Origin of the sequence: Gluconacetobacter entanii (assembly GCF_003206495.1) — a bacterium.
GTDB classification, from domain to species: Bacteria; Pseudomonadota; Alphaproteobacteria; order Acetobacterales; family Acetobacteraceae; genus Novacetimonas; species Novacetimonas entanii.
Window position 1 is genome coordinate 135,119 of the sequence record NZ_NKUF01000002.1, and the last position, 23,954, is coordinate 159,072.

Annotated in this window: 21 protein-coding genes; 13 read left to right on the forward strand and 8 right to left on the reverse strand. The window is 63.6% G+C overall.

All coding sequences use genetic code 11. The features are described 5' to 3' along the window. Positions 1 to 245 precede the first annotated feature (245 nt). The gene (hemA, locus tag CFR72_RS01625) at positions 246 to 1,535 is read left to right on the forward strand and encodes a 5-aminolevulinate synthase (RefSeq protein WP_110912319.1); all 1,290 of its coding nucleotides are present in this window, start codon (positions 246 to 248) and stop codon (positions 1,533 to 1,535) included. A 179-nt stretch (positions 1,536 to 1,714) separates the two neighbouring features. Here hemA and CFR72_RS01630 read toward each other — a convergent pair whose 3' ends face one another. Further along, positions 1,715 to 2,344 (reverse strand): GNAT family N-acetyltransferase, encoded by a 630-nt coding sequence (locus CFR72_RS01630; RefSeq protein ID WP_244182108.1) that lies wholly within the window; start codon positions 2,342 to 2,344, stop codon positions 1,715 to 1,717. Then, the gene (locus CFR72_RS01635) at positions 2,265 to 3,008 is read right to left on the reverse strand and encodes a DsbA family protein (RefSeq protein ID WP_110912320.1); all 744 of its coding nucleotides are present in this window, start codon (positions 3,006 to 3,008) and stop codon (positions 2,265 to 2,267) included. Before CFR72_RS01635 ends, CFR72_RS01630 begins: the two co-directional genes overlap by 80 nt. Before the next feature lie 1,244 nt (positions 3,009 to 4,252). On the opposite strand from CFR72_RS01635, the gene CFR72_RS01640 reads away from it, so the two are divergent. From CFR72_RS01640 to CFR72_RS01650, 3 genes are all read left to right on the forward strand, one after another. Beyond that, positions 4,253 to 5,662 (forward strand): gamma-glutamyltransferase, encoded by a 1,410-nt coding sequence (locus tag CFR72_RS01640; protein ID WP_193713955.1) that lies wholly within the window; start codon positions 4,253 to 4,255, stop codon positions 5,660 to 5,662. A gap of 222 nt (positions 5,663 to 5,884) precedes the next feature. Then, positions 5,885 to 6,925, forward strand: a complete 1,041-nt coding sequence (recA, locus tag CFR72_RS01645; RefSeq protein WP_110094523.1) for a recombinase RecA — start codon at positions 5,885 to 5,887, stop codon at positions 6,923 to 6,925. A 102-nt stretch (positions 6,926 to 7,027) separates the two neighbouring features. After that, positions 7,028 to 7,423, forward strand: coding sequence for a hypothetical protein (locus tag CFR72_RS01650; protein ID WP_227744576.1), 396 nt, complete (start codon positions 7,028 to 7,030; stop codon positions 7,421 to 7,423). 131 nt (positions 7,424 to 7,554) lie between these two features. On the opposite strand, the gene CFR72_RS01655 is transcribed toward CFR72_RS01650, so the two are convergent. Beyond that, positions 7,555 to 8,862: a glycerate kinase type-2 family protein gene (locus CFR72_RS01655; RefSeq protein ID WP_208629936.1), complete on the reverse strand. Its 1,308-nt coding sequence runs from the start codon at positions 8,860 to 8,862 to the stop codon at positions 7,555 to 7,557. A 442-nt stretch (positions 8,863 to 9,304) separates the two neighbouring features. Here CFR72_RS01655 and coaA point away from each other — a divergent pair, with 442 nt between their 5' ends. Then, on the forward strand, positions 9,305 to 10,279 hold the full coding sequence (gene coaA / locus CFR72_RS01660; protein ID WP_110912324.1) for a type I pantothenate kinase: 975 nt from the start codon (positions 9,305 to 9,307) through the stop codon (positions 10,277 to 10,279). A 184-nt stretch (positions 10,280 to 10,463) separates the two neighbouring features. Here the strand turns inward: coaA and aldA are convergent, their stop codons facing one another. Beyond that, positions 10,464 to 11,912, reverse strand: coding sequence for an aldehyde dehydrogenase (aldA, locus tag CFR72_RS01665; protein WP_110912395.1), 1,449 nt, complete (start codon positions 11,910 to 11,912; stop codon positions 10,464 to 10,466). A 219-nt stretch (positions 11,913 to 12,131) separates the two neighbouring features. Continuing rightward, positions 12,132 to 12,695, reverse strand: a complete 564-nt coding sequence (locus CFR72_RS01670; RefSeq protein ID WP_110912325.1) for a ferritin-like domain-containing protein — start codon at positions 12,693 to 12,695, stop codon at positions 12,132 to 12,134. Positions 12,696 to 12,917: 222 nt separating this feature from the next. Here CFR72_RS01670 and CFR72_RS01675 point away from each other — a divergent pair, with 222 nt between their 5' ends. The 5 genes from CFR72_RS01675 (at position 12,918) to CFR72_RS01695 (ending at position 18,222) form a co-directional block, all read left to right on the forward strand. Then, complete coding sequence (locus tag CFR72_RS01675; protein ID WP_227744574.1) at positions 12,918 to 13,841, forward strand: NUDIX hydrolase; 924 nt, start codon at positions 12,918 to 12,920, stop codon at positions 13,839 to 13,841. 159 nt (positions 13,842 to 14,000) lie between these two features. After that, complete coding sequence (gene nadA / locus CFR72_RS01680) at positions 14,001 to 14,981, forward strand: quinolinate synthase NadA (protein WP_110912326.1); 981 nt, start codon at positions 14,001 to 14,003, stop codon at positions 14,979 to 14,981. Further along, positions 14,978 to 16,543: an L-aspartate oxidase gene (locus CFR72_RS01685; RefSeq protein ID WP_110912327.1), complete on the forward strand. Its 1,566-nt coding sequence runs from the start codon at positions 14,978 to 14,980 to the stop codon at positions 16,541 to 16,543. The genes nadA and CFR72_RS01685 overlap by 4 nt, the downstream gene beginning before the upstream one ends. Then, positions 16,540 to 17,412: a carboxylating nicotinate-nucleotide diphosphorylase gene (gene nadC, locus CFR72_RS01690; protein ID WP_110912328.1), complete on the forward strand. Its 873-nt coding sequence runs from the start codon at positions 16,540 to 16,542 to the stop codon at positions 17,410 to 17,412. Before CFR72_RS01685 ends, nadC begins: the two co-directional genes overlap by 4 nt. 135 nt (positions 17,413 to 17,547) lie before the next feature. Next, positions 17,548 to 18,222 (forward strand): GntR family transcriptional regulator, encoded by a 675-nt coding sequence (locus CFR72_RS01695; protein ID WP_110912329.1) that lies wholly within the window; start codon positions 17,548 to 17,550, stop codon positions 18,220 to 18,222. Positions 18,223 to 18,432: 210 nt separating this feature from the next. Here the strand turns inward: CFR72_RS01695 and minE are convergent, their stop codons facing one another. The 3 genes from minE to minC form a co-directional block, all read right to left on the reverse strand. After that, positions 18,433 to 18,717 (reverse strand): cell division topological specificity factor MinE, encoded by a 285-nt coding sequence (gene minE / locus CFR72_RS01700; protein WP_110912330.1) that lies wholly within the window; start codon positions 18,715 to 18,717, stop codon positions 18,433 to 18,435. Positions 18,718 to 18,719: 2 nt separating this feature from the next. Then, on the reverse strand, positions 18,720 to 19,532 hold the full coding sequence (minD, locus tag CFR72_RS01705) for a septum site-determining protein MinD (protein ID WP_110094512.1): 813 nt from the start codon (positions 19,530 to 19,532) through the stop codon (positions 18,720 to 18,722). A 139-nt stretch (positions 19,533 to 19,671) separates the two neighbouring features. Beyond that, positions 19,672 to 20,403 (reverse strand): septum site-determining protein MinC, encoded by a 732-nt coding sequence (gene minC / locus CFR72_RS01710; RefSeq protein WP_110912397.1) that lies wholly within the window; start codon positions 20,401 to 20,403, stop codon positions 19,672 to 19,674. A gap of 195 nt (positions 20,404 to 20,598) precedes the next feature. On the opposite strand from minC, the gene fzlA reads away from it, so the two are divergent. The 3 genes from fzlA to CFR72_RS01725 are packed head-to-tail and all read left to right on the forward strand — an operon-like array spanning position 20,599 to position 23,884. Then, on the forward strand, positions 20,599 to 21,267 hold the full coding sequence (gene fzlA / locus CFR72_RS01715; RefSeq protein ID WP_110912331.1) for an FtsZ-binding protein FzlA: 669 nt from the start codon (positions 20,599 to 20,601) through the stop codon (positions 21,265 to 21,267). 8 nt (positions 21,268 to 21,275) lie between these two features. Next, positions 21,276 to 22,505 (forward strand): BaiN/RdsA family NAD(P)/FAD-dependent oxidoreductase, encoded by a 1,230-nt coding sequence (locus CFR72_RS01720; RefSeq protein ID WP_110912332.1) that lies wholly within the window; start codon positions 21,276 to 21,278, stop codon positions 22,503 to 22,505. Next, entirely contained in the window at positions 22,505 to 23,884 is a 1,380-nt protein-coding gene (locus CFR72_RS01725; RefSeq protein ID WP_110912333.1) for an MBOAT family O-acyltransferase, read from the forward strand. The genes CFR72_RS01720 and CFR72_RS01725 overlap by 1 nt, the downstream gene beginning before the upstream one ends. The last annotated feature ends 70 nt before the right edge of the window (positions 23,885 to 23,954 follow it).

Here is a 23,954-nt window from a genome sequence, read left to right on the forward strand (position 1 = left end):
ACGCCCCGAAAAGTGGAGATTTTTTAAATTTCACGACGGCCGTGGCATGGTGACCTGACGGCAGAAGGCTTATAAGACTGGACGGATAGGGAAATAATCCTGCCTGTGGGGCGTGACATTGCCGTTCCACGCCATGGGACGCCCGGCCCGCACATCGTCGCCCATGGCGCGACGGGGCCGCGTCCGGCGCTGGAATGACGGTTCGGTGCGGGTATGGAACGAGGTTCGCATGGAAAGGAAGATCAGTGTCCAGTAATCATCCGGACGGCCATCCGTTTTACCGGTTCTGCCGCACCGCGCTGGCGGATATCCGTACGCAGGGCCGGTACCGCCAGTTCACCCCCCTTGCGCGGGAGGCGGACCGTTACCCCGTATACGAGCAGGAAAAGGCCCCCGCCACGCCTGCGACCCCCGCATGCGACCATGACCGTGAGGTCGTGGTATGGTCCTCGAACGATTACCTGGGCATGGGTGTCGAACCCGTCGTGATGGATGCGGCGATCACCGCGATCCGTGAACATGGCGCGGGTGCTGGCGGCACGCGCAACATCGCGGGCACCAGTCCCTACCACACCGCGATCGAACATGAACTGGCGGACCTGCATGGCAAGGAGGCGGGGCTTCTGTTCGTGTCGGGCTATGTCTCCAACCAGGCGAGCCTGCAGAGCATCCTGACCAGCATGCCGGGCTGGATCTGCTTTTCCGACCGCCTGAACCATGCCTCCATGATCGCGGGCATCAAGGGCGCGCGTGGTTCCACCACGGTCATTTACGAACATAACGACCTCGAGGACCTCGAAGCCAAGCTGGCGGCCGCCCCGCCTGACGCGCCAAAGCTGATCGCGTTCGAAAGCGTGTATTCCATGGACGGCGACATTTCCGACATCGCCGGGACATGCGCGCTGGCGCGGAAATACAACGCCATCACCTATCTGGACGAAGTGCATGCGGTGGGCCTGTACGGCGCGCAGGGCGGTGGCATTTCCGAACGCGACGGCGTGGCGGACCAGGTGGACATCATCGAAGGCACGCTGGCCAAGGGGTTTGGCGTCCATGGCGGATACATCACCGCGTCGAGCGAGATCGTGGAATATCTGCGCCTTGCCGCGTCGGGCTTCATCTTCACCACCGCGCTGCCGCCTGCCGTGGTTGCCGCCGCCCTGACGAGCGTGCGGCAGGTGCGCAAGGATGCGTGGCGTCGTGAAAAGATGTTCGAGCGCGTCAATGCCTTCCGCGCGCGCCTGCGCAAGGCGGGGATCCCGTTCACCATGACGCCCAGCCATATCGTGCCCATCCCGGTGGGCGATGCGCAGCGCTGCCGCGACCTCAGTGACCGACTGCTCAATGAATACGGGCTGTATGCCACGCCGATCAACTATCCCACCGTGCCGCGCGGGACGGAGCGTCTGCGCCTGACGCCGGGGCCGTTCCATACGGACGAGATGATGGACCAGATGGTCACGGCGCTGTCGAAGCTGATGCGCATCAATGCGCCGGTGGATGTCGGGCAGAAGGTTGCCGAAGCGGTGAAGTGACCCCACGCAAGGAAAGGGCGCGATGGTGCCTTTTCCTTCACCTGCAATGGATGCACGCATCCAGAAGAACCCTGAAAATTCAAAGAAGTTTTTGGTAAAGCTTTTTTCAAAAAGCTTCAGGGAACGTCGCCTTTCTGGAAAAAGGCGACACCCAGAAACCTTATCTTTTTATCAACGGATTATTTCCGGATAATCTCTTCCCCCGGCCGCCACCGCATTGCGCAGCGCGAGCCGGCCGGAAATCCCCCCGCGATTTCTTCCGCCAGCAGTGCCCCCAGCCATGGGGGCGGGGTATCCATGTCCACGAACCCCATCGCGCGGTAGAACGGCGCATTCCACGCGACATCACGAAATGTGGTCAGGGTCAGGCCGCCCGTCCTGCGCGACTGCCGCACCTGATGCATGGCCGCATGCAGAAGCGCGCGTCCCAAGCCCTGCCCCTGTGATTCCCGGCGGACTGAAAGTTCGAGGATATGCAGGCTGTCATGCTGCGTCCGGGCGCTGAGGAAGCCGACAATCATGCCCGTGTCGTCCTGCGCCACCCAGCATGTGCATTCCGCGATACATGCCCGATGCGCCTGTGCCGTCATGACATCACCAGTCGCCAGTCCCGCCAGTGCGGGAATGGTGGCGAAGCGTTGCGCGGCCGAGCGTTCGATTGCCGGCAGGAACGCGGCATCCCCCGGACGGGCGGCCCGTATGGCGGGGGTGCTGCGTGATGCCGCCGGATCAGCGGGTATGGGCGATGGCCTTCTTGAGTTCGTCGTAATCCACCGCGCCGGGAATGATCTGGCGGGCGTTGAAGACAAAGGTGGGTGTCCCGTCAAGGCCGATGCCGTGGGCAAGTTCCATGTTCGCCTGAAGCACGGCGGTAACTTTCTCCCCGTTCATCGCCTTGGCCATCTGGTCCGCATCCAGTCCGCACTGTTTGGCGAGCGTACGCATGCGATCGACGGTGGGATGTTCCGAGTCCGTCATGATGGCGTGCTGCATCTTGAAATACGCCGCCTGTCCGCCCTGCTGGAACGCGGCGACCAGCGCCTGTGATGCAATCAGGCTGCCCTGTCCCAGTACGGGGACGACCTTTTCGATGATGCGCACGCTCTTGTCCTCCGCCACGATCCGGTCAAGGTCGGGCAGGACCTTGCGGCAGTAGGGGCAGCGCGGGTCATAGAATTCGACCACGGTGGTCGTGGCCTGCGCATTGCCAAGGATCGCGTCCGACGCCACGGGGTTGAGCAGTTGTGCCCGATGGGCGGCCAGCGCCCCCTGTGCCGAGGCCTGCGCCTGGTTGGCGGCATTCTGCCGCAGCGCGGTGATCGCATCGGTCAGGATGGAGGGATCGGTCTTCAGCGCATCGCGCACGATTTCCACGATTGCCTTGCGCTGCGCGGGGGTGAAGGTGTCGCTCGCGCTCTGGGCAAGGGCCCCGGTCGGGGCGTAAAGCCCGCCCGCCAGCAGGGCTGCGGCCATGGAGACGGGCAACAGGCGGCGCAATCGGCGGGTATTGTGGGAAATGGACACGGGCGGCCTCCGTCAATCGGGTCAGGATGGGGGTATGTAAAGGATGCCAGCAGGTAAGGAAAGAAGATGGCATGTTAAAGATCCGCCATGCATGGCAATGCCGTGACGGGTTTCACACGTGATCGGGCGGGAAGCCGAAATGAAATGCCACGGCAACCGGCAGGATCAGGACTGGCCCCGCAGGGGGAAAGGTCGATGTGCGTATTTCAGGTCTTGGGGCCCTACTTGTCCCGGAAAGTTCTGCTTTGGTTACAGGAAGGAATATCAAGGTCAAAAGGCACATGAGTGATGTGGTTATTTCAATCAGGGCAAAAAACATTTCAGACAAAGTGCCAGTAAAGGCAGGGCGCGAGTTATCCTGAGGCATATATGGGAAAGCACACGGCATAATTTTTTTTGATGTATAAAATGTATTTTCCCATTTGTGGGTGCGGATAATTGTGTATTATTTACTCAATAAATAGGTAGACTTTTTAAGTTATTATCTGAAAATAGAAATTGTTTTTTCATATAAAATAATTCAATGTGATTTTATGTCCGCATATATTATTGAAACTGCATTTAAAATTATGTTATTTTAATTTATATACTTATCCCGAATAAATTGAAACGATTTCATTTATGAATCCCGGCATGATTGCGTGTTGTATGCCTGATTGAATTTTCACCGAACTTAAACGAAAAAGAATATGAGATATTCTAGGGAATTGTTTTTCTTCCTGTCCTACGCTTTGGCCTGTGTCCGGCCATGATGTGACCAGATCATGCATACCCATGGCGTATCCATGGTACATGCCCTGACCATATCCTCGTTATCCCGTCTTTCGCGTGGTCGGCACCCATGTTCACTATATTTGCGCAATGATCCGCAGTTCCCCTGCCGGCCGGGCACCAGCAGGGGACATGGTCTGGAAAAAGCCTTTTCCATCAGTTTTCTGTCCATGGAACCGGGGTATGGAAAATCCATGCAACAGCCTGCCGGGGGGCGCTCTCATGTCGCCGCGCCCGTGGTGGCAGTGGTGCAAAAGGCCGCTTGCCCCCTGCGCGCAAGACCGCTAATGGCGGAATGCCGGTGTGTCGATGCCATGGCTGGCGGGGCATATGCTGTTGTGGTCAAATGGAGAAGAAGACGCGTGCCAGAGCATTCCATGAATTCCTTTGCGCGCAGGTCCGTCCGGGTCGCGTTGTCGGCAATGCTTGCGGTTTCCGTCGCCGGATGTGGCCATTCCTCGCCCATGCACCTTGTCACCCACATGTTCGGCCCGTCGCCCGGTGCGCTGATCGGGACCGTGGCCGCCGATGAACCACAGGCCGCCATGGTCGGGCGCGATATCCTTTCGCGTGGTGGCAATGCGGCCGATGCGGCGGCGGCAATGGGCATGGCGCTGGCGGTGACGCTGCCGTCCCGCGCGTCGATGGGATCGGGCGGGGCGTGCCTTGCCTACCGCCCCGGCGATAATGAAGGGGGCCGCGCCTTCATCTTCACCCCGCGCGGGGGCACCACCGATGGCATCCCCGGCGCGCCCCATGCGGATCGTCCCGCGGCGGTCCCGATGCTGGCGCGCGGGATGTACCTGATGCACCTGCAATATGGCACCACCTCCTTCGCCGAAATCCTGCCTGATGCGATGTCGCTTGCGGTCAATGGCGTCAATGTCAGCCACCAGTTGGCAAGTGATCTTGCCACCGTGCAGGGACCTCTGCTGGCGGATCCGGGCATGCGCGCGATCTTCAGTCGCACCGACGGCACGGCCCTGGTCGAAGGGGACGCACTGGTGCAGACGCACCTGTCCGGCGTGCTGGACCAGATCCGCAGCATGGGCGTGGGCGACATGTATAACGGCGCGCTGGCGCAGTCCTTCACCGCAGGCAGCCAGGCCGCGGGCGGCGGGTTGCAGACCAGCGACCTGCGCGCGGCCATCCCCTCCGAACGCCTGCCGCTGCGGGTCAGTGCCGCAGGCGGCCTGACGGTCGCGTTCCTGCCGCCCCCCGCCGATGGTGGCCTCGGCAGCGCCGTTGCCTTCCGCGCGCTGCTGGCCGGGCAGGGCAACCCCGAGGCCCTGTCACAGGGGGCCGTCGCCGCATGGCGCGCGCGTGGCGGGGATACGCAGGGCAAACTGACCAATGATGACCAGACCGCCCGCGCGCAGGCCGTCCTTGATTCCGGCACGCCGGGCAGTGGCATGCTGCCGCCGCTTCCGGCCTCGACCTCCTTTGCCGTGGTGGACCATGCCGGGATGGCCGTGGCGTGCAGCCTGACGATGAACAACCTGTTCGGCACGGGACGCATCGCGGGCAATACAGGCATCGTGCTTGCGGCGTCACCCGCGCGCATGCCCGCAGCGCTGCTGTCTGCCGCGATCGCCAGTGACGGCCATGCCTTCCGCGCCGCCGTGGCCGGGTCGGGCCAGAACGATGCCGCCGCCGCCGTGGCGGAGGAGATGAAGCTTGTCCTGTCCGGGCAGGCGCCCGCATCGCGCGCGGTCACGGCCGAAGGGCGCGTCAACGCCATCGTCTGTCCCCGTGGCCTGCCCGGTGATGGCGCGGCATGCGTCGCCGGTTCGGACCCGCGTGAAACCGGCCTTGCGGTCGGGCCACGGTGAGGCGTGACCTCCCGCGTCATGTCGGGGCGGGAGAAATGATACGGCAAATGACAGGGGCAAGGTTGTAAATGATCTTGTTTTGTTCCATATAGGAAGCAGCAAGGCCGCTTCCATGTGGAAAGCCCCCGGACACGTCCATCCCGTCCGGCGGATCCTGTGTTGACCCACAGACAGGAACATGGAATGCGCGAAACACAGCTTCGTCGAAAAGGTAAGCAGGCCATGGCACAGGCTCCGGGTATTGACAAAGGCAAGGCTCTCGAAGGTGCGCTGAGCCAGATCGAACGCGCATTCGGCAAGGGATCGATCATGCGCATGGGCGAACGGCCCAAGGCGGAGGTCGATGTGATCTCCACCGGCTCGCTTGGCCTTGATATCGGCCTTGGCATCGGTGGCCTGCCGCGCGGGCGTATCGTGGAAATCTATGGCCCCGAAAGTTCGGGCAAGACGACCATGGCGCTCCACGCCATTGCGGAGGCGCAGAAAAAGGGCGGCACCTGCGCCTTCATCGACGCGGAGCACGCGCTTGATCCCGGCTATGCGCGCAAGCTTGGGGTGGATGTGGACAACCTCCTCATCAGCCAGCCTGACGCCGGCGAACAGGCGCTGGAGATTGCCGATACGCTGGTGCGTTCGGGGGCGATCGACGTGCTGGTGATCGACAGTGTGGCCGCCCTTGTCCCACGCGCGGAACTTGAGGGCGACATGGGCGACAGCCATGTCGGCCTGCATGCCCGCCTGATGAGCCAGGCGCTGCGCAAGCTGACGGGATCGGTGTCGCGTTCGAACACCATGATGATCTTCCTCAACCAGATCCGCCTGAAGATCGGCGTCATGTTCGGCAGCCCGGAGACGACGACGGGCGGCAATGCGCTGAAATTCTATGCCTCGGTGCGCATGGACATCCGCCGCATCGGCTCCATCAAGGACAAGGACGAGGTCGTGGGCAACCAGACCCGCGTCAAGGTGGTCAAGAACAAGATGGCGCCGCCCTTCCGGCAGGTGGAATTCGACATCATGTATGGCGAAGGCATCAGCAAGATGGGCGAACTGATCGACCTTGGCGTAAAGGCCGGGATTGTGGAAAAGTCCGGGGCGTGGTTCTCCTGCGACAGCCAGCGCATCGGGCAGGGGCGTGAAAACGCCAAGCAGTTCCTGCGTGAGCATCCCGAAATGGCCGCCGACATCGAACGCCGCGTGCGTGAGCAGGCGGGCGTGGTGGCCGAAGCCATGCTGGTCGATCCCGAAGATGAGGCGGAATGACGCACCCGCCCGCATGGACGTCTTCTGCCGTCACCATGGCGTGACGGCAGGATATGCAATAATCGGGCTTTGTGCCGTGGCGCGGGATGATACTGTGCGCGCATGAAACCGCGTCTTGTCATGATCGGGCTTTTGCTGTGCCTGGCGTCGTGCGCCGATACGATGCATGGCGACCCCACCGATCCCGTGGATGTTGATGAGGCGATGCCCCCCATTGGCGGGCATCGCGCCAACGGGACCACGGTGCCAGGCCCGGCCCATGCCTCCGCCGCCGGGCATGTGCGGCAGTTGCCGCGCATCGACCCGGACCCCGACGCCGCGACCGAGGCCTATCACCCCATGCCCGACGCGGCGGCGATGCAGATGATCTCCTCCGGCTACGACCCGTCGCAGGCGGGGGATGACGATGATTCCCAGAATCAGGAAGATCCCAAGCACTTCGTCGTGCCTGACACGCAGGTCAGTTACGGCAAGCCGCATGGGGGCAATGCGAACTGACCCGTCTGTCCGGGAAGAATGATTAAAAGTTTTTGGGTGCCGCCTTTTTTCAAAAAGGCGGCGTTCCTTGAAGCTTTTTGAAAAAAGCTTCACCAAAAACTTTTTATTTTATCAATGATTTTTCGAATCCCCTACAGCACCATGATTGCACGGATGTCGTTGACGTTCGTCAGCGTCGGGCCGGTGCGGATCAGGTCTCCCGTGGCGTCAAACAGGCCGTAGCTGTCATGGCGGCGCAGGAACTCCCGCGGGTCCAGTCCCAGCGCGCGGGCGCGTGACAGCGTATCGGGCGTGATGAGCGCACCTGCCGCGTCCTCGGTCCCGTCGATGCCGTCGCTGTCCCCCGCGATGGCCCAGATCCCGTCCTGTCCCCGCAACGCAAGGGCGAGGGAGAGCAGGAATTCCGTATTGCGGCCGCCGCGCCCGGGTGGGCCATCGGCCGGGCGGATGCTGACGGTCGTCTCCCCACCCGACAGCAGCACGGCAGGCCCCGCCACCGGCATGCCGTGGTGACGCGCGGACTGCGCGATGCCAGCCATGATGATCGCGGCTTCCCGGCTTTCTCCCTCCAGCGCATCGCCAAGGATCAGCGGCGTCAGGCCAAGGCTGCGTGCCTCGTCTGCCGCGGCCTCCAGCGCCATCAGCGGTGTGGAAATCAGGATGTAGCGATTGTCCGGGTTGGGCTGCATGCGTGCGGGCGCAGGATGTGTCAGGGCGTCGATGACCTGTGGCGGGACGGTGATGTCGCGGCGGCGCAGCACCGCGAGCGCATCGGCAGGTGTCGTGGGGTCCGGCACGGTCGGCCCGCTTGCGATGGTCAGCGGGTCATCCCCCGGCACGTCGCTGATGGCCAGTGTCAGCACGGGCGCTGGCGCGCAGGCGCAGGCCAGGCGTCCCCCCTTGACCTGCGACAGGTGGCGGCGCACCAGGTTCATGTCGCCGATATCCGCCCCCGAATGGAGCAGGGCGCGGTTGAGTGCGCGCATGTCCTCCAGCGTCAGGCCCGGTGCGGGCAGTTCCATCAGCGCCGAACCACCCCCGGAAATCAGGGCGATGACAAGGTCATCCGGCCCAAGGCCCCGCACTTCGTCAAGCATGGCGCGCGCCGCGTCCTCGCTGCGGCTGTCGGGGACGGGATGGGCGGCTTCCATCACCCGGATGCGCGATGTCGTGGCCATGTGCCCGTCGCGCGTCACCACAACCCCACGCAGCGGCACGTCCGGCCATGCCTGTTCCAGGGCCGCGGCCATGGCAGCGGCGGCCTTGCCCGCGCCGATCACCACGCACCGTCCCGCTGGTGGCGGGGGCAGGTGGCGCGCCAGCACGCGTGCTGGCTGCGCGCTGTGGATGGCGGCGTCGAAGATCCGTCGCAATGCGGCGCGTGCGGTCTCGTCGTGCCACGCATCTGGTGCTGCGGAGGGGAAAAGTGTGGGGGACATCGGACGATCCATCATGCGGAAGGGGGCAGGCTCTGTTCTCGTTGCGTGTTGAAGGGCGATTTTTCAAGGGGTCGCTGACCTCTCACCCCCTCAATTCACTGATAAGTCATGGTTTCCAAAGGGCAATCCCCTTTGGCGGGTTTCAGGGCAGGGCCCTGATGCTCATCACCAGCACTTAACAGGGCCAGTGTCTCCCGGGCCGTCCTGCAAACCCGTCTTGCACGCCCCTGTATCGCACCCGAACAGGGCCGCCAGACAGGGGGGCGTAGGCGTGTCACAATTGTCACGACTGTATCAGGTAGGGGCCGTAGGATGCGATACAGGGCCTGCACACGCGAAATTGGGGCCCGTGGCTCTGGATCGGGGCAGGGTAAGATGTTACGCCGCCCGGCGTGGATAAGGGCACCTGTGCCCGGATCGACCATCAGGAGGAGAGCGGCCCTTGGAGAGTGGAAAGGGTAACAGTCCCGACACGCCACAGGTCCCGTCATATGGCGCGACCCGGCCATACATGATTTTCCCCCGCCCCGAATGGGCGGCCCTGCGCGCCAATGTGCCCCAGTCCCTGAACGAGGCGGAGGTCGCGTCCCTGCGCGGCCATAACGAACCGGTCTCTCTGGAAGACATTGCGGAGGTGTACCTGCCGCTGTCGCGCCTGCTCAACCTGCATGTGCTTGCCAGTCGCAGCCTCAACAACATGGTCAAGAGCGCCTTCCTCGGCGTGCCGCGCCGGACGGTGCCCTTCATCATCGGCATCGCCGGAAGTGTGGGCGTGGGCAAGAGCACGTTCGCCCGCCTGCTGCAGGCGGTGATGTCGCGCTGGCCCGACCATCCCAACGTGTCGCTGGTGACGACGGACGGCTTCCTGCTGCCGACGCGCGTGCTGCAGGAGCGTGACCTGATGGCGCGCAAGGGCTTTCCCGAAAGCTATGACCTGCGGCAGATGATCTCCTTCCTCGCCGCGCTCAAGGCGGGGGAGCGTAACCTCGACGTGCCCATCTATTCGCACGAGGCCTATGACATCATCCCCGACCGCTATCAGGTGGTGGACCAGCCGGACATCCTGATCTTCGAGGGACTGAACGTGCTGCAGACCGCGTCCGAACAGCCCTTCATGGCGTCGGACTTCTTTGACTTTTCCATCTATCTCGACGCGGATACGCAGGATATCGAACGGTGGTACGTGCAGCGTTTCCAGTTGCTGCAGCAGACCGCCTTTCGCAAGCCGACGTCATATTTCCACCATTACCGCGACCTGACCCCGGAACAGGCGGAGAAGGTGGCGCATGATATCTGGCGGCGCATCAACCTGCCGAACCTTGAGGAAAACATCCTGCCCACGCGCGAACGCGCGCGCCTGATCCTGCGCAAGGGGCCAAGCCACAGCGTCAGCACGGTCTGGATGCGCCAGATCTGAGGGCGTGCGTGTTTTTGGATAAATATTAAAAGTTTTTGGGTGCCGCCTTTTGATCTGAAAGGGCGGCGTTCTTTGAAGCTTTTTGGAAGAAGCTTCACCAAAAACTTCTTTTACTTCAGTCGGTTCATACGAAAACAGGGAGCCCGAAGGCCCCCTGTCATGGTCGCGCGATGCGAAAACCGCCTCAGTAATTGAGGTAGATGGTCTTGGTATCGACATAGGCTTCGAGGCCGTACTGACCGTCCTCGCCCCCGATGCCGCTGTCGCCATAACCATGGTGGAAGCCCTGCGCGGCCTCGCCCCCTTCGCGGTTGACGTAGATCTCGCCAAAATTCAGTTCATTGCTCATGCGCATGATCTTTTTCAGGTCCTGCGTGAACATATAGGCCGACAGGCCATAGCGCGACTTGTTGGCCATCATCAGCGCCTCGTCAAAGTCCTCGACCTTGATGAGCGACAGGACCGGGCCGAACACCTCGTTCTGCGTGATGTCCATTTCGTTCGTCACGTTCGTCAGCAGCGTGGGCGCATAGAAATTGCCCGTGTCATAGATGCCACCCGTCAGGGCCTTGCCCCCGATCTCGACCTTCGCACCCTGCGCCACGGCGCGCTGGACCATGTCATCGACCTTTTCCATCTCCGCCTTGCTGATCTTCGGCCCCATGGTTGTATCCGCGTCAAGCGGGTTGCCGACCTTGATTTCCGCGATCTTCCTGCGCAGCAGGTCGAGGAACTGGTCATAGACCGCCTGGTGGACATAGGTGCGTTCGTTGGCGGTGCAGACCTGCCCGCAATTCATGAATCGTGCAGCAACGGCAGCGTTCGCCGCGGCCTCGATATCCGCGTCGTCCATGACGATGAACGGGGCCTTGCCGCCCAGTTCAAGCCGCACTTCCTTCAGCCCTTCGGACGCCGCCGCCATGATCTTGCGGCCTGCGGGCGTGCTGCCGGTCATGGTGATCAGCTTGGTGATCGGGTTGGTGACAAGCTGGTTGCCCACCGTCAGGCCGCCGCCGGTGACGACGTTGAACACGCCCTTGGGGAAGCCTGCTTCCACCGACAGTTCCGCCAGCGCGAGTGTGGCCAACGGCGTCAGTTCATGCGGCTTGATGACGAAGGTGTTGCCCGCCGCCAGCGCCGGGCCAAGCTTGCGCGCCGTCAGGGCAAGGGGGAAGTTCCATGCCGAAATCCCGGCGACGACGCCATGGGGGATCTTCTCGATCAGGATCTTTTCGCCCGGGCGGCTGCCGGGGATGATGTTACCCTCCAGCCTGCGGGCATTTTCCGCAGCGAAGCGGATCAACTGGATGGCGAAGTTGACCTCCACTTTCGCCTCGCGGATGGGCTTGCCGTTTTCGCTGGTGATGATGCGCGCCAGCCTGTCCTCGTCCCGGCGGATCAGGTCGATCAGCTTGTACAGGTAGTCCGCGCGGTCGGTGGCGATCAGGCGGCTCCAGGTGCCAAAGGCGTCCTGCGCGGTCTGCAGGGCGCGATCGACGTCGTCCTTGCTGGCGATGCCGACGCTGGCCAGCGCCTCGCCCGTTGCGGGGTTGCGGATGGTGTCGCGTTCCTCGGTCGTGGCGGGCACCCATTCGCCACCAATGAACAGGTCGTAGGTTCTGACGTCCGTCATGTCAGGGTCTCCGTAATGGTTGGTCCGGTTTTGGCAGGCGGTCAGGCCATCCCTGTTCAGGGGGCCATCGACCGTGCCGGATGCTGTCATGCGGCGCTTGATGCGTCCGGTGTGCGGGAAAAGGGCAGGGACCGGGCGTGCAGGGGCAACCGGCCATGTCGGGACATGGCCGGGGGACGCAGGCGCCGCGAAAAAGGGAAAAATGGCCGAACGTAGGGATCAGGGCAGGAACGGCGTGCCTTCATGCGCGACCAGCAGGTCATGCATGTCCGTTGCGTGTTCCTCTTCTTCGGCGAGGATCTTTTCAAGCATGATGCGCGTGGTCGGGTCATGGTCCGCGAAATAGCGGATCAGTTCGCGGTAATGCTCGATCACGAGGCGTTCGGCCACGAGGTTCTGGCGCACCATTTCCACCAGGTTGCCGCCCGCGCCATATTCGCTGGCTGAACGGGTGGCCAGCCCTTCTGGTGACAGGTTGGGCACGCCGCCCAACTGGTCGATGCGTTCGGCGGCCCACATCATATGCGCGCGCTCTTCCTTGGCGTGGGTCGCGAATTCGGCGGCCACGCTTTCACTGGTGATGCCTTCGACGGAAATCGAATGCATGGTATAGCGCAGGACACAGACAAGTTCCGTCGCGACAACCGTCTGCAGCAGGTCGATGGCCGTCTTGACGTTCCCCTGATAGGCAGGGGTCAGCGCCCCCTGTTCGATGGAGGCCTTCGCACGGGCGCGCAGGGTCTGCACGTCGGTCAGGAATGTGTTTTCAGCGGCTTTCGCCATTCCGGTGCTCCTTTCGGATCATGAACGGGCACGCATCGGGAAAGACCCGCGCCTGTGGCGTTCGTGGCGGATTGTGCCTGTCATAACGGGGGAGGGGCATGACGGTTGCATGCGAAACACACCGGCACATTATACATGGGCATGTGATACGGCACGTCCTGCACGGCAGGGCAGTACGGCAGGGGCAGTACGCCGGACGTTACACCGGGGCATGATGGGGGCATGATGGGCGCGGATGGCATGATGTCGCATGTGGTGACGGAACTGATCGCGGTGCTGACGGCGGTGCGTGACGGCGTGCCGCAGGTGATGACGATCGACGATGGCCGCCTGCTGCCCTCCGGCCCGCTGGAAAGCGGCCACCGTTCCCTGCAGGCGGGCGTGCGTTCATGGGTGGAGCAGCAGACCGGCCATCCCATCGGCCATGTGGAACAGCTTTATACCTTTGCCGACCATGACCGTGCCCTGCATCCCGAACAGGGCCGCAGCATCTCCATCTCCTACCTCGCCCTGACCCGCAGCCACGCGCGGGAGACGGGGTGGCGGGACTGGTACGACTATTTCCCGTGGGAGGACCGCACCAGCAACACGACGCAGGAGGTCACGGACCTGATCGAACGCCGCCTGTGCGCGTGGGTGGCGGGCATGGCGGATATCGAGACGCGGATGCGCCAGTGGCAGCGCTGCATGGCGCTGTTCGCCATCGGTGATGGCGGCGCGTGGGATGATGAACTCGTGCTGCAGCGCTATGAACTGCTGTATGAGGCGACCCTGGTGGCCGAAGCCGGATGCCCCCCCGTGCAGGCGATTCCCGGCCGGTACATGCACCGTGACCACCGTCGCATATTGGCAACGGCCATGGCGCGCCTGCGTGCAAGGATACGTTACCGCCCAGTCGTGTTCGAACTGATGCCCGAGGAGTTCACCCTGTTCCAGTTGCAGCGCACGGTCGAAAGCCTGGCGGGATGCCATGTGCACAAGCAGAATTTCCGCAGGCTGGTGACACAGCAGCAACTTATTGAGGAAACAGGCAGGATTGACGAAAAGACCGGCGGCAGGCCCGCCCGCCTGTTCCGTTTCTGTGGCGAGGTGCGGCGGGCGCGGCAGTTCGCGGGAAGCAAGCTGCCGATCGTACATTCAGGCTGAACGCCCCCGCCTTCGGGATGGATGCAGGGACAGGATCACGAAAATCCTGATTGACACAGGCGGGGTTTCACGTTGGAAGTGTCCGGCCGGATGATCGTGCCTCACTTATACTCAAATTGAGTATAAAGAAATCTGGGGCCACCGGCGAGGAGGGCAATCATGAATCAACTGGGTCCCCGGCAAGCGGCTGACCGGCTTTATGACCGCGTGCGCCATCTGGTCCCCGAGATGGAGTGGGCGACGTTCCTTGACGACATCCGCGCCATCGAGGAACTCAAGCAGCAGCGCAACGCGATCATCCTGGCGCATAATTACCAGACGCCGGAAATCTTCCACTGCGTTGCCGACATCCGTGGCGACAGCCTCGCCCTCGCGCGGGAAGCGCAGGAGGCCAGCGCCGATGTCATCGTCATGGCGGGCGTGCATTTCATGGCCGAGACGGCGAAGATGCTCAATCCCGACAGTACCGTGCTGATCCCCGACATGCGGGCAGGATGTTCGCTGGCGGATTCCATCACGGCGGCCGATGTGCGCCTTCTGCGTGAACGCCATCCCGGCGTGCCCGTCGTGACCTACGTCAACACCTCGGCGGAGGTGAAGGCCGAAAGCGACATCTGCTGCACCTCGGGCAATGCGAAGCGTGTGGTCGAAAGCCTTGGCACGGACCGGGTCATCATGATCCCCGACGAATTCCTCGCCCGCAATATCGAGTCGGAGACCGGCATCCAGATGATCACGTGGCCCGGCCATTGCGAGGTGCATGAACGCTTCACCCCGCAGGAAATCACCCGCATGCGCGAGGACAATCCCGGCGTGGTGGTGCTGGCGCATCCGGAATGCCCGCCCGAAGTCGTCGCGGTGTCGGATTTTTCCGGCTCCACCGCGATGATGAGCGATTACGTGCAGGCCCATGACGGCGGCAAGGTGCTGCTGGTGACCGAATGCTCCATGAGCGACAACCTCGCCCTTTTGCATCCGAAGATCGATTTCGTCCGCCCGTGCAACATGTGCCCGCACATGAAGCGCATCACCCTGTCGGGCCTGCGCCACGCGCTGGAGACCATGACGCATGAGGTGACGATCGACCCGGCGCTGGCGGCACGCGGGCGGCGTGCGGTCGAACGCATGCTGGCGATATGACCGGCGAAAGCCTGCGCGCCCTTGCCGGGCAACCCGTCATTGTCGGCGGCGGACTGGCCGGGGTGATGACGGCGCTGATGCTTGAGGGGCCATGCGTGCTGCTCTCGGCCGGGCCACTGGCCGCCGCGCGTCCCGCAATGGCGTCGAGCATGCTGGCGCAGGGCGGGATTGCCGCCGCGGTGGGGGCGGATGACACGCCCGCGCTGCATGCGGCCGATACGCTGGCCGCCGGGGCGGGGCTGTGTGATCCCGCCATCGTGGACCGTGTGACCGCCGACGGGCCGGACGCCATTGCGCGCCTTTCGGCGTTCGGGGTGCATTTCGACCGTGCAGCCGACGGCACGCTGAAACTGGGGCTGGAGGCCGCGCACTGCCGCCATCGCATCGTGCATGCGCGGGGTGATGCGTCCGGGGCCGCGATTATGGAGGCACTGGTGGCGCGTGTGTGCGCAACCCCGCGCATCACCGTCCTTGAAAATGCCCGCGTGCAGGCGCTCCTGACCCATGACGGGGCCGTAACCGGCCTGCGCGCCAGCGTGATGGGACGTGACATCACATGGCCCGCGCCCGCCGTGGTGCTGGCCACGGGGGGGATCGGCGGCCTGTTTGGCGATACGACCAACCCGCTGGGATCCTGCGGGCAGGGACTGGCGCTGGCCGCGCGCGCAGGCGCGGTCCTGGGCAACCTTGAGTTCGTGCAGTTCCATCCCACGGCCCTTGCCGCCCGTCATGTGGCCGGTCCGATGCCGCTCATCAGCGAGGCCGTGCGTGGCGAAGGTGCCGTGCTGGTGGATGAGAATGGTGACCGCTTTACCGAGGAACTGGCTGCACGCGACATCGTCTCGCGCGCGGTGTGGCGGCACATGCGGGCAGGCCACCATGTCTTCCTTGATGCGCGGCAGGTGCTTGGTGCGCGTTTCGCCACCCGCTTTCCCGCCATCGACGCGCTGTGCCGTGCGCAGGGGATCGACCCCGCCCGGCAGCCGATCCCGGTGCGGCCCGCCGCCCATTACCATATGGGCGGGGTCGTGGTGGACGGTCGCGGGCGTACCGGCGTGCCCGGCCTGTGGGCCTGCGGGGAGGTGTCCTGCACCGGCCTGCACGGGGCGAACCGCCTTGCCAGCAATTCCCTGCTGGAGGCCGTGTCGTTCGGCACATGGGTCGCCCGTGACCTGTCGGGCCTGTCGCTGGCCCGCACCGCCCCGCCGGGGGAAGATGGTGTCGCGCCCCCCCTCACGCCTGCCCCGAGCGAGGCCCTGCGTCGCGTCATGGCCCGTGGCGCGGGTGTGGTGCGCACGCATGACGAACTGCATGAAACACTGTGGCGGTTTGCGTCACGGATGGAACATGATGATGCGGCCCTTGTCGCCGCCATGGTGGTGCTTGCGGCCCAGCAGCGCAGGGAAAGCCGTGGCGGTCATTTCCGCGCCGATTTTCCCGGGACCGCCCATGAGGCCGTGCCGTCGCGCCTGACGCTTGGCGCGGTGCGTGATGCGATCGCGCCGATCATGGCGCAGGCCGGCAAGATGACATTATCCCCTGATAACGGAGTGATCGCATGACGATCCGTTCCCCATCGATCCGCCCCCTGCCTGACCTGATGCTTGAACCGCTGGTACGCGCGGGCCTGATGGAGGATCTGGGCCGTGGTGGCGACCTGACCACCGATGTGACGCTGGGGGAGGGCAATCCGTCCGCCCATGCGGTGCTGTCCGCCCGGCAGGCCGGGGTTGTTGCGGGACTGGACATGGCGCGCCTGGCCTTCACCCTGATGGACCCGAGCATCGAATTCACGGTCGCGGCCCCTGATGGCACCCATGTCACCCCCGGACAGGTGATCGCAAGTGTGCGCGGTCCGGCGCGTGGCATCCTGTCGGGAGAACGGGTTGCGCTGAATTTCCTGTCGCACCTGTGTGGCATCGCCACCGCGACGGCGCAGGTGGCGGCGGCGGTGGAACCTTTTGGCGTCAAGGTCAGTTGTACGCGCAAGACCATGCCGGGCATGCGCGCGATCCAGAAATACGCCGTGCGCGCGGGCGGTGGCGCCAACCACCGTTTCGGGCTGGATGATGCGATCCTGATCAAGGACAACCACCTTGCGATCGCGGGGGGCATCCGTCCCGCCCTGACGCGGGCGCGGGCGGCGGCAGGGCATCTGGTCAGTATCGAACTGGAAGTCGATACACTGGAACAGTTGGCCGAGGGGCTTGAGGTCGGGGGGGTGGATGTCTTCCTGCTTGACAACATGACGCCGGAGCAGTTGCGCAAGGCGGTCAGCATGATCGACCACCGCGCCGTGGCCGAGGCCTCAGGCGGGGTTACGCCGGAAACGGCCGCCACGATCGCCGCGACAGGGATCGACCTGATTTCGATGGGATGGTTGACCCACAGTGTCAGGGCGATGGATATCGGGCTGGATTATCAACCCTAGGCTGTAGTCGTGTGTCATTTAAATGAAATATGCATAAAAAATGCAACTGACACACAGTACAAGTTGCCATCTGCGGGGAGATCATTATTTATACGGATTAATAAGATATATTTGTACGAAGGATAAGATAGCAGTATGGTGGCGGATATCACGGACCAGAACAGCAAGCCCCCCCGACGTGTCCTCAGCGTTGATGCCTATGAACATGTCCGGCGTGGCCTGATCCGCAGTCGCTACCGCGCGGGCGAACGTCTTGTCCTGCGTCCCCTTGCTGCCGAACTTGGCCTGAGCCCGACCCCCGTGCGTGAGGCGCTGCTGCGTCTGGTGTCCGAACATGCGCTGGAACTCAATGACCGCAATACGGCTGTCGTGCCGGCGATGACACGCCGTAATTTCGCGGAAATCCATGCCCTGCGTTCCGACCTTGAGGTAAGGCTGGCGGAGGCCGCGGCCCTGAAGGCCAGCGCGCACGGGATCGAGACGCTTGCCATGCTGCATCGCCAGTTCGTCGATGCGCTGGCCATTCGTGATGACGGGGCGGTTGCCGCCCTGAACGCGGATTTCCACACCACGATCGCGGCACTGGCGGACCTGCCGCTGACGGCCAATATCCTGCGTAACCTGTGGGTGCGTATTGGCCCGCTTTATGCCCTGTCGCGCCCGATGCCAAGCATGCGCAGCATGGGGGATGTTCATCCTCACGCCGCACTGATTGATGCGCTGCGCGCGCGTGACCCGCAGGCGGCGCGTGAGGCGATCACGCGGGATTTCAACAATGCGCGGATCTGGATCGAACCGATGCTGGCGTAAGGCCGGACCTCGCCATTCCCCAAAAATGATGGAAAACATTTAAAAGTTTTTGGTGAAGCTTTTTTCAAAAAGCTTCGAAAGACGCCGCCTTTTTTAAAAAGGCGGCACCCGGAAACGTTTATCTATTTATCGAAGAATTGTTTTTGGGTGTGGCCCGCACATAGAAAATGAAAAACGGGGCATCGCCACGGCGATCGCCCCGTTTTTGCATTATCGGCCCTCGCGCAGTTTCTTTTTTTCGAGGGCGGGCACTTCGATGTCGATTTCCAGCATCGAAACCGATGTCCCCCGATCCACCTTGATCTGGACCTTGTCCTGATCGACGGGGATATGTTTCTTTATGACCTCGAGGATCTCGCTATGGAGGGTGTTGAGCAGTTCGGATTCCTGCCCGTCCGTGCCGGCGCGTTCGTGCGCCAGCAGGATCTGCAACCGGTCACGCGCGACGGGCGCGGAACTGCGGTTGCGACCGAAAAGTGTATCAAGCAGGCCCATGATCAGGATCTTCCCTTGAACAGCCACCCGAACAGGCCGCTACGTTCAGTTGGTATGGTGACGTCGATCTTTTCGCCTTCCAGCCTGCGCGCCGCCTCGAAATAGGCGCGGGCGGGCGGGCTTTGCGGGCTGGAAATCGTGACGGGCGAACCGAGGTTCGACGCGCGCAGGACTTCTTCGCTTTCGGGGATGATCCCCAGCAGCGGAATCGACAGGATTTCAAGCACGTCTTCGGTACGCAGCATTTCCCCGCGTGAGGCACGGCCGGGGTCATAACGTGTCACCAGCAGGTATTTCTCGATCTTGCCGCCGCCCTTGGCCTTTTCAGTCGTGCTGTCGAGCATGCCGATGATGCGGTCGCTGTCGCGCACGGACGATACCTCGGGATTGGCGACGACGACGGCGTAATCCGCATGGTACATCGCCAGTTGCGCGCCGCGTTCGATGCCCGCAGGGCTGTCGCAGATGATCCAGTCGAACTTTTCACGCAGTTCGCCGATCACTTTGGCGACGCCTTCGGCCGTCAGGGCGTCCTTGTCGCGGGTCTGCGACGCGGGCAGGATCGACAGGGTTTCGACGCGCTTGTCACGGATCAGCGCCTGCGACAGCTTCGCTTCGCCCTGGATGACATTGATCAGGTCGTACACGACCCGGCGTTCCGCGCCCATGACAAGGTCGAGGTTACGCAGGCCGACATCGAAATCGACCACGACCACGTTCTGCCCCGTCTGTGCCAGCGCCGCGCCCAGTGCCGCGGTGGACGTTGTCTTGCCGACCCCGCCCTTTCCGGAGGTGACGACCAGCACTTTCGCCATTCTAGTTCTTCCTTGTCCTGTCATTTCCGTCCGCGGCCCGGGGAGGTATAGGCCATAACGGTTGAAATATGGTTGTTAAGAGTAAGGGCGCGGCAGGGGGGGATGCAACCGCTGCGACGATGAAAAATGTATCTTGAATTCATCTTCTTGAGGGTGCCGCCGTCCGCAGGCTGAGTGGCTGCACCACGATTGTGTCATTATTGAGCATGGCCTGTGACGGGTTGCCGGAAAATCGGGGGTCGATATCCTCGGCGGTCATATAATATCCATCGATCGCCAGAAGTTCCGCGCGCATGTCATGGGCGAAGATGCGGGCTTCGGGCTGCCCGTTCATGCCCGCGATCGCCCGCCCGCGCAGCGCGCCATAGACATGGATCGACCCTGCGGCGGTGACTTCCGCCCCCGACCCGACCGACCCGATGATGATGATGTCGCCATCGGGGTTCACGATCGTCTGCCCCGAACGGATCGGCTGTTCGAAGATCAGCGATGATCCCTGTATCCGTTCCGGGACGGGGACGTGGTCGTCGGGAATGTCCACGGCGCCCGACGCACGTCCCCCCTCCAGCCCCGCCGGCCATTGCCAGTGGGCGATGGCGGGCGTGGTGGGATCGGCGCCCTCGATCGCGATGATGCGGATGCCCCGTTCGAGCAGCGCTGGATACAGCTTGCCCAGGCCGGGTTCGTCCGGGCCGAGCAGGGAGAGGTCGAGGATGACCGGCTTGCTGGCGAAAAAGGCGGCGGAACGGGCGATCTGCGCATCCAGTCCGGCCATCCAGTCGGACAGGCCGGGTTCGGGTGACAGCACCAGCGCCAGGAAGGAGCGGCCACGCGCGCGGATTTTCGGAAGGGAACGCAATTCGTCGGACAAGTGGTTACAGCCTTCGTCTGCCTGGGATTCGTCTGCCTGCGACCCGACCGGTATCATGGGCATGCCGCCAATGTGCCAGAAAAAGATGCCCGATGCCACGGCCAGTAGCCCTTTGGCATGCCGGCGCGCGATGCAATGCGGTTTTGTTGACATGAAGGCTTGGCTAAGGGTGGCGCGATGCAATAAAGCGGATGCATGCGTATCCTCTATCACCTCCCCCTTTCACCCTATTCCCGCAAGGTGCGCCTTGCGCTGGGAGAGAAGCGGTTGCCGTTCGAACTGAAGATGGAACGGGTATGGGAACGCCGCCCTGATTACCTTGCGCTGAACCCTGCCGGCACCGTGCCGATGCTGGTGGAGGAGACGGGCCTTGCGATCCCCGATTCGTGGGTGATCTGCGAATACCTGGAGGAAGCCTATCCCGACACGCCGCTTCTGGGGCGCACGCTGGCCGAACGGGTGGAAGTGCGGCGGCTTGTCGTCTGGTTCGACGAAAAATTCGGCAGCGAGGTGACGCGCAACCTGCTCAATGAAAAGGTGATGAAGCGCATCTCCGGCCGGGGCAATCCCGATGGCGGCGCGCTGCGGGCGGGATATGCCAATATCCGCTTTCACCTGTCCTATATCGACTGGCTGGCGGAAACGCGGCAGTGGATGGCGGGCAACATGCTCTCGCTTGCGGATTTCGCGGCCGCCGCCCATCTATCGTGCCTCGATTTCATCGACGATATCGCATGGGACACGGCACCTGCGGCCAAGGACTGGTACGCCCGGATCAAGAGCAGGCCGTGCTTTCGCTCCCTGCTGCAGGACCGTGTCAGCGGGATGACGCCGCCCGCCCATTACGCCGACCTCGATTTCTGAGCGCGCCCGTGTCCCGTGCCGATGTGCTTGACGCCGTAATCCTGGGGGCGGGGGCCGCCGGGATGATGGCGGCCGCGACGGCGGGGCAGGCGGGATGCCGTGTCGTCGTGGTGGACCATGCCGCCCAACCGGGGCGCAAGATCCTGATTTCGGGGGGCGGGCGCTGCAATTTCACCCATCTGGAGTCGGGGCCGGGGATGTTCCTGTCGGCCAACCCGCATTTCGCCAAGTCCGCGCTGGCGCGCTACACCCCGCGCGATTTCCTCGACCTGATCGCCCGCCACCGCATCGCCTGGCACGCCAAGGCACCGGGCCAGTTGTTCTGCGACCGCTCCGCCAGCGAGATCGTGGAGATGCTGGTGCGCGAATGCCGGCAGGGCCGGGTGGAGATGGCGCTGTCGAATCGCATCATCGCGGTGCGGCGCGACGCCGGCGGGCATTTCGTGGTGGAGACCGACCGCATGGTGCTGCATGCCCGCGCGGTGGTGCTGGCGACAGGGGGGCTGTCGATTCCCAAGCTGGGGGCGACGGGCCTGTCGCATGATGTCGCGCGCCGCTTCGGCCTGAAGATCGTCGAGCCTGCGCCCGCCCTCGTGCCGCTGACATTCGGGGTCGCCGACCGGGAATGGATGGTCGAACTGGCGGGTGTGTCGCTGGACGTTGCGACACGGTGCCATGACGGGGCGGGGCGGCGTGAACGTGACGTCGTGTTCCGTGACGGGATGCTGTTTACGCATCGTGGCCTGTCTGGTCCCGCGATCCTGCAGGCCTCGTCCTACTGGTCGGCGGGGACGGCGCTGGATATCGACTGCCTGCCCGGACGCGATGCGGCGCGGTGCCTGCGTGACCTGAAGAAGGGACGCCCCCGCATGGGGGGCGCGGCCATGCTGGCGAGCGTGCTGCCCCAGCGCCTGGCGCAGATGCTGGCGGCGCGCCACCTGCCCGATGGCCCGGTGGGGGAAATGCCCGACAGCGTGCTGGACGCGCTGGCGGCGATGCTGTCGTCATGGCGGCTGAAACCCAACGGCACCGAAGGCTATGCCAAGGCCGAGGTCACGCGCGGCGGCATTGATACCGATGGCCTGTCATCGCAGACGATGGAGGCGCACGACGTGCCCGGCCTGTTCGCGGTGGGCGAGGCCGTGGACGTGACCGGGTGGCTGGGCGGCCATAATTTCCAGTGGGCATGGTCGAGCGGCCATGCGGCGGGGCGGGCTCTGGCGGAGCGGCAGGGCTGATGCTGTTCAGCACGCAGGGCTTCCTGCTTGGGTTCCTGCCGGTGGTGCTGGTGCTGTATTACCTGTGCGCCCCCGTGCGCCGGGCGCGGCAGGGCCTGATGATCGCGGCATCGCTGGTGTTCTATGGCCTGTGGGACTGGCGCTTCGTGCCGTTCCTTGTGGGGATGACGCTGCTCAACTGGGCGCTGGCGTGCCTGTGGGGGCGCACACGCAGGCGGGCGTGGCTGCTGGGCGGGATTGCCTTCAACATATGTGTGCTGGTGTTCTTCAAGGACGCGAACTGGCTGGCGGGCGTGATCGCGGCGCTGCGCGGGCAGGCGTTCCATCCGTGGGACATCGTCCTGCCGCTGGGCCTGTCGTTTTTCGTGTTCCAGAAGATTTCCTACCTCGTGGACCTGCTGCGGGGGCAGGCCCCGGTCTATGGGCTGGTGGACTTCCTTGAATTCGTGACGTTCTTTCCGCAACTGATCGCAGGGCCGATCGTGCGGCATAACGAGATCGTGCCGCAGTTCGCCCAATCCCCGCGTAACGGCGCGATGTGGGAAAACCTGTCGCGCGGGGCGATGCTGCTGCTGGTCGGACTGGCGAAGAAGGCGGGACTGGCCGATACGCTGGCGAGCCTGTGCGATCCGGTCTTTGCCCTGCTGACGCAGGGACATGTGCCGGGGATGGGGCAGGCGTGGCTTGCGGCGCTGGCCTATACCTTGCAGATCTATTTCGATTTTTCGGGATATTCCGACATGGCGATCGGTATGGCGCTGATGTTCGGGCTGCGCCTGCCATTCAATTTCGAGGCCCCGTACCGATCGGTCTCCATCCGTGATTTCTGGCGGCGGTGGCATATGACCCTGTCGCGGTTCCTGCGCGATTACCTTTACATCCCCATGGGCGGCAACCGCTGCGGCGCCGCGCGGCAGGCGTGCAACCTCGGGGCGACGATGCTGCTGGCCGGTGCGTGGCATGGCGCGGGGTGGACCTATCTTGTGTGGGGCGGCCTGCATGGCGGTGCGCTGGCGGTTGCGCACTGGTGGGGGCGGCGGGGCGGCAACATGCCCGCACTGGCGGGATGGGTGGTGACGATGCTGTTCGTCATGCTGTCATGGGTGGTGTTCCGCGCGCCCGACATGGGGGCGGCGCGCACGATGCTGCTGGCGATGGCGGGCATGGGCGGGCATGACCACGCCGCGACCGGGCACCATGGCGTCGTGCTGGCCATCGCGATGGCCGTGGCGGTAGTGGGGCCGTCGTCGCAGCGCGCGATCCTGCGCGACATGCCGCCCGCGCCATGGGTCGCGGTGGCGGGCGGGATTGCCTTCGTCCTGCTGATCCTGCTGATCGGTGGGCGTATCCCCGATCCGTTCATCTATTTCCAGTTCTGATTCAAAGTCATAAAAGTTTTTGGGTGCCGCCTTTTGATCGAAAAAGGCGGCGTTCTTTGAAGCTTTTTGA

What these genes read in the sequence shown, in the direction of transcription:
- nadA (WP_110912326.1), top strand. Translation starts at nt 14,001, where the DNA reads ATGAATCAACTGGGTCCCCGGCAAGCGGCTGACCGGCTTTATGACCGC.
- fzlA (WP_110912331.1), top strand. Translation starts at nt 20,599, where the DNA reads ATGCGTATCCTCTATCACCTCCCCCTTTCACCCTATTCCCGCAAGGTG.
- aldA (WP_110912395.1), bottom strand. Translation starts at nt 11,912, where the DNA reads ATGACGGACGTCAGAACCTACGACCTGTTCATTGGTGGCGAATGGGTG.
- CFR72_RS01650 (WP_227744576.1), top strand. Translation starts at nt 7,028, where the DNA reads ATGAAACCGCGTCTTGTCATGATCGGGCTTTTGCTGTGCCTGGCGTCG.
- recA (WP_110094523.1), top strand. Translation starts at nt 5,885, where the DNA reads ATGGCACAGGCTCCGGGTATTGACAAAGGCAAGGCTCTCGAAGGTGCG.
- minD (WP_110094512.1), bottom strand. Translation starts at nt 19,532, where the DNA reads ATGGCGAAAGTGCTGGTCGTCACCTCCGGAAAGGGCGGGGTCGGCAAG.
- CFR72_RS01640 (WP_193713955.1), top strand. Translation starts at nt 4,253, where the DNA reads ATGCTTGCGGTTTCCGTCGCCGGATGTGGCCATTCCTCGCCCATGCAC.
- CFR72_RS01635 (WP_110912320.1), bottom strand. Translation starts at nt 3,008, where the DNA reads ATGGCCGCAGCCCTGCTGGCGGGCGGGCTTTACGCCCCGACCGGGGCC.
- CFR72_RS01670 (WP_110912325.1), bottom strand. Translation starts at nt 12,695, where the DNA reads ATGGCGAAAGCCGCTGAAAACACATTCCTGACCGACGTGCAGACCCTG.
- CFR72_RS01685 (WP_110912327.1), top strand. Translation starts at nt 14,978, where the DNA reads ATGACCGGCGAAAGCCTGCGCGCCCTTGCCGGGCAACCCGTCATTGTC.
- minE (WP_110912330.1), bottom strand. Translation starts at nt 18,717, where the DNA reads ATGGGCCTGCTTGATACACTTTTCGGTCGCAACCGCAGTTCCGCGCCC.
- CFR72_RS01695 (WP_110912329.1), top strand. Translation starts at nt 17,548, where the DNA reads ATGGTGGCGGATATCACGGACCAGAACAGCAAGCCCCCCCGACGTGTC.
- CFR72_RS01675 (WP_227744574.1), top strand. Translation starts at nt 12,918, where the DNA reads ATGATGGGCGCGGATGGCATGATGTCGCATGTGGTGACGGAACTGATC.
- CFR72_RS01655 (WP_208629936.1), bottom strand. Translation starts at nt 8,862, where the DNA reads ATGTCCCCCACACTTTTCCCCTCCGCAGCACCAGATGCGTGGCACGAC.
- CFR72_RS01725 (WP_110912333.1), top strand. Translation starts at nt 22,505, where the DNA reads ATGCTGTTCAGCACGCAGGGCTTCCTGCTTGGGTTCCTGCCGGTGGTG.
- nadC (WP_110912328.1), top strand. Translation starts at nt 16,540, where the DNA reads ATGACGATCCGTTCCCCATCGATCCGCCCCCTGCCTGACCTGATGCTT.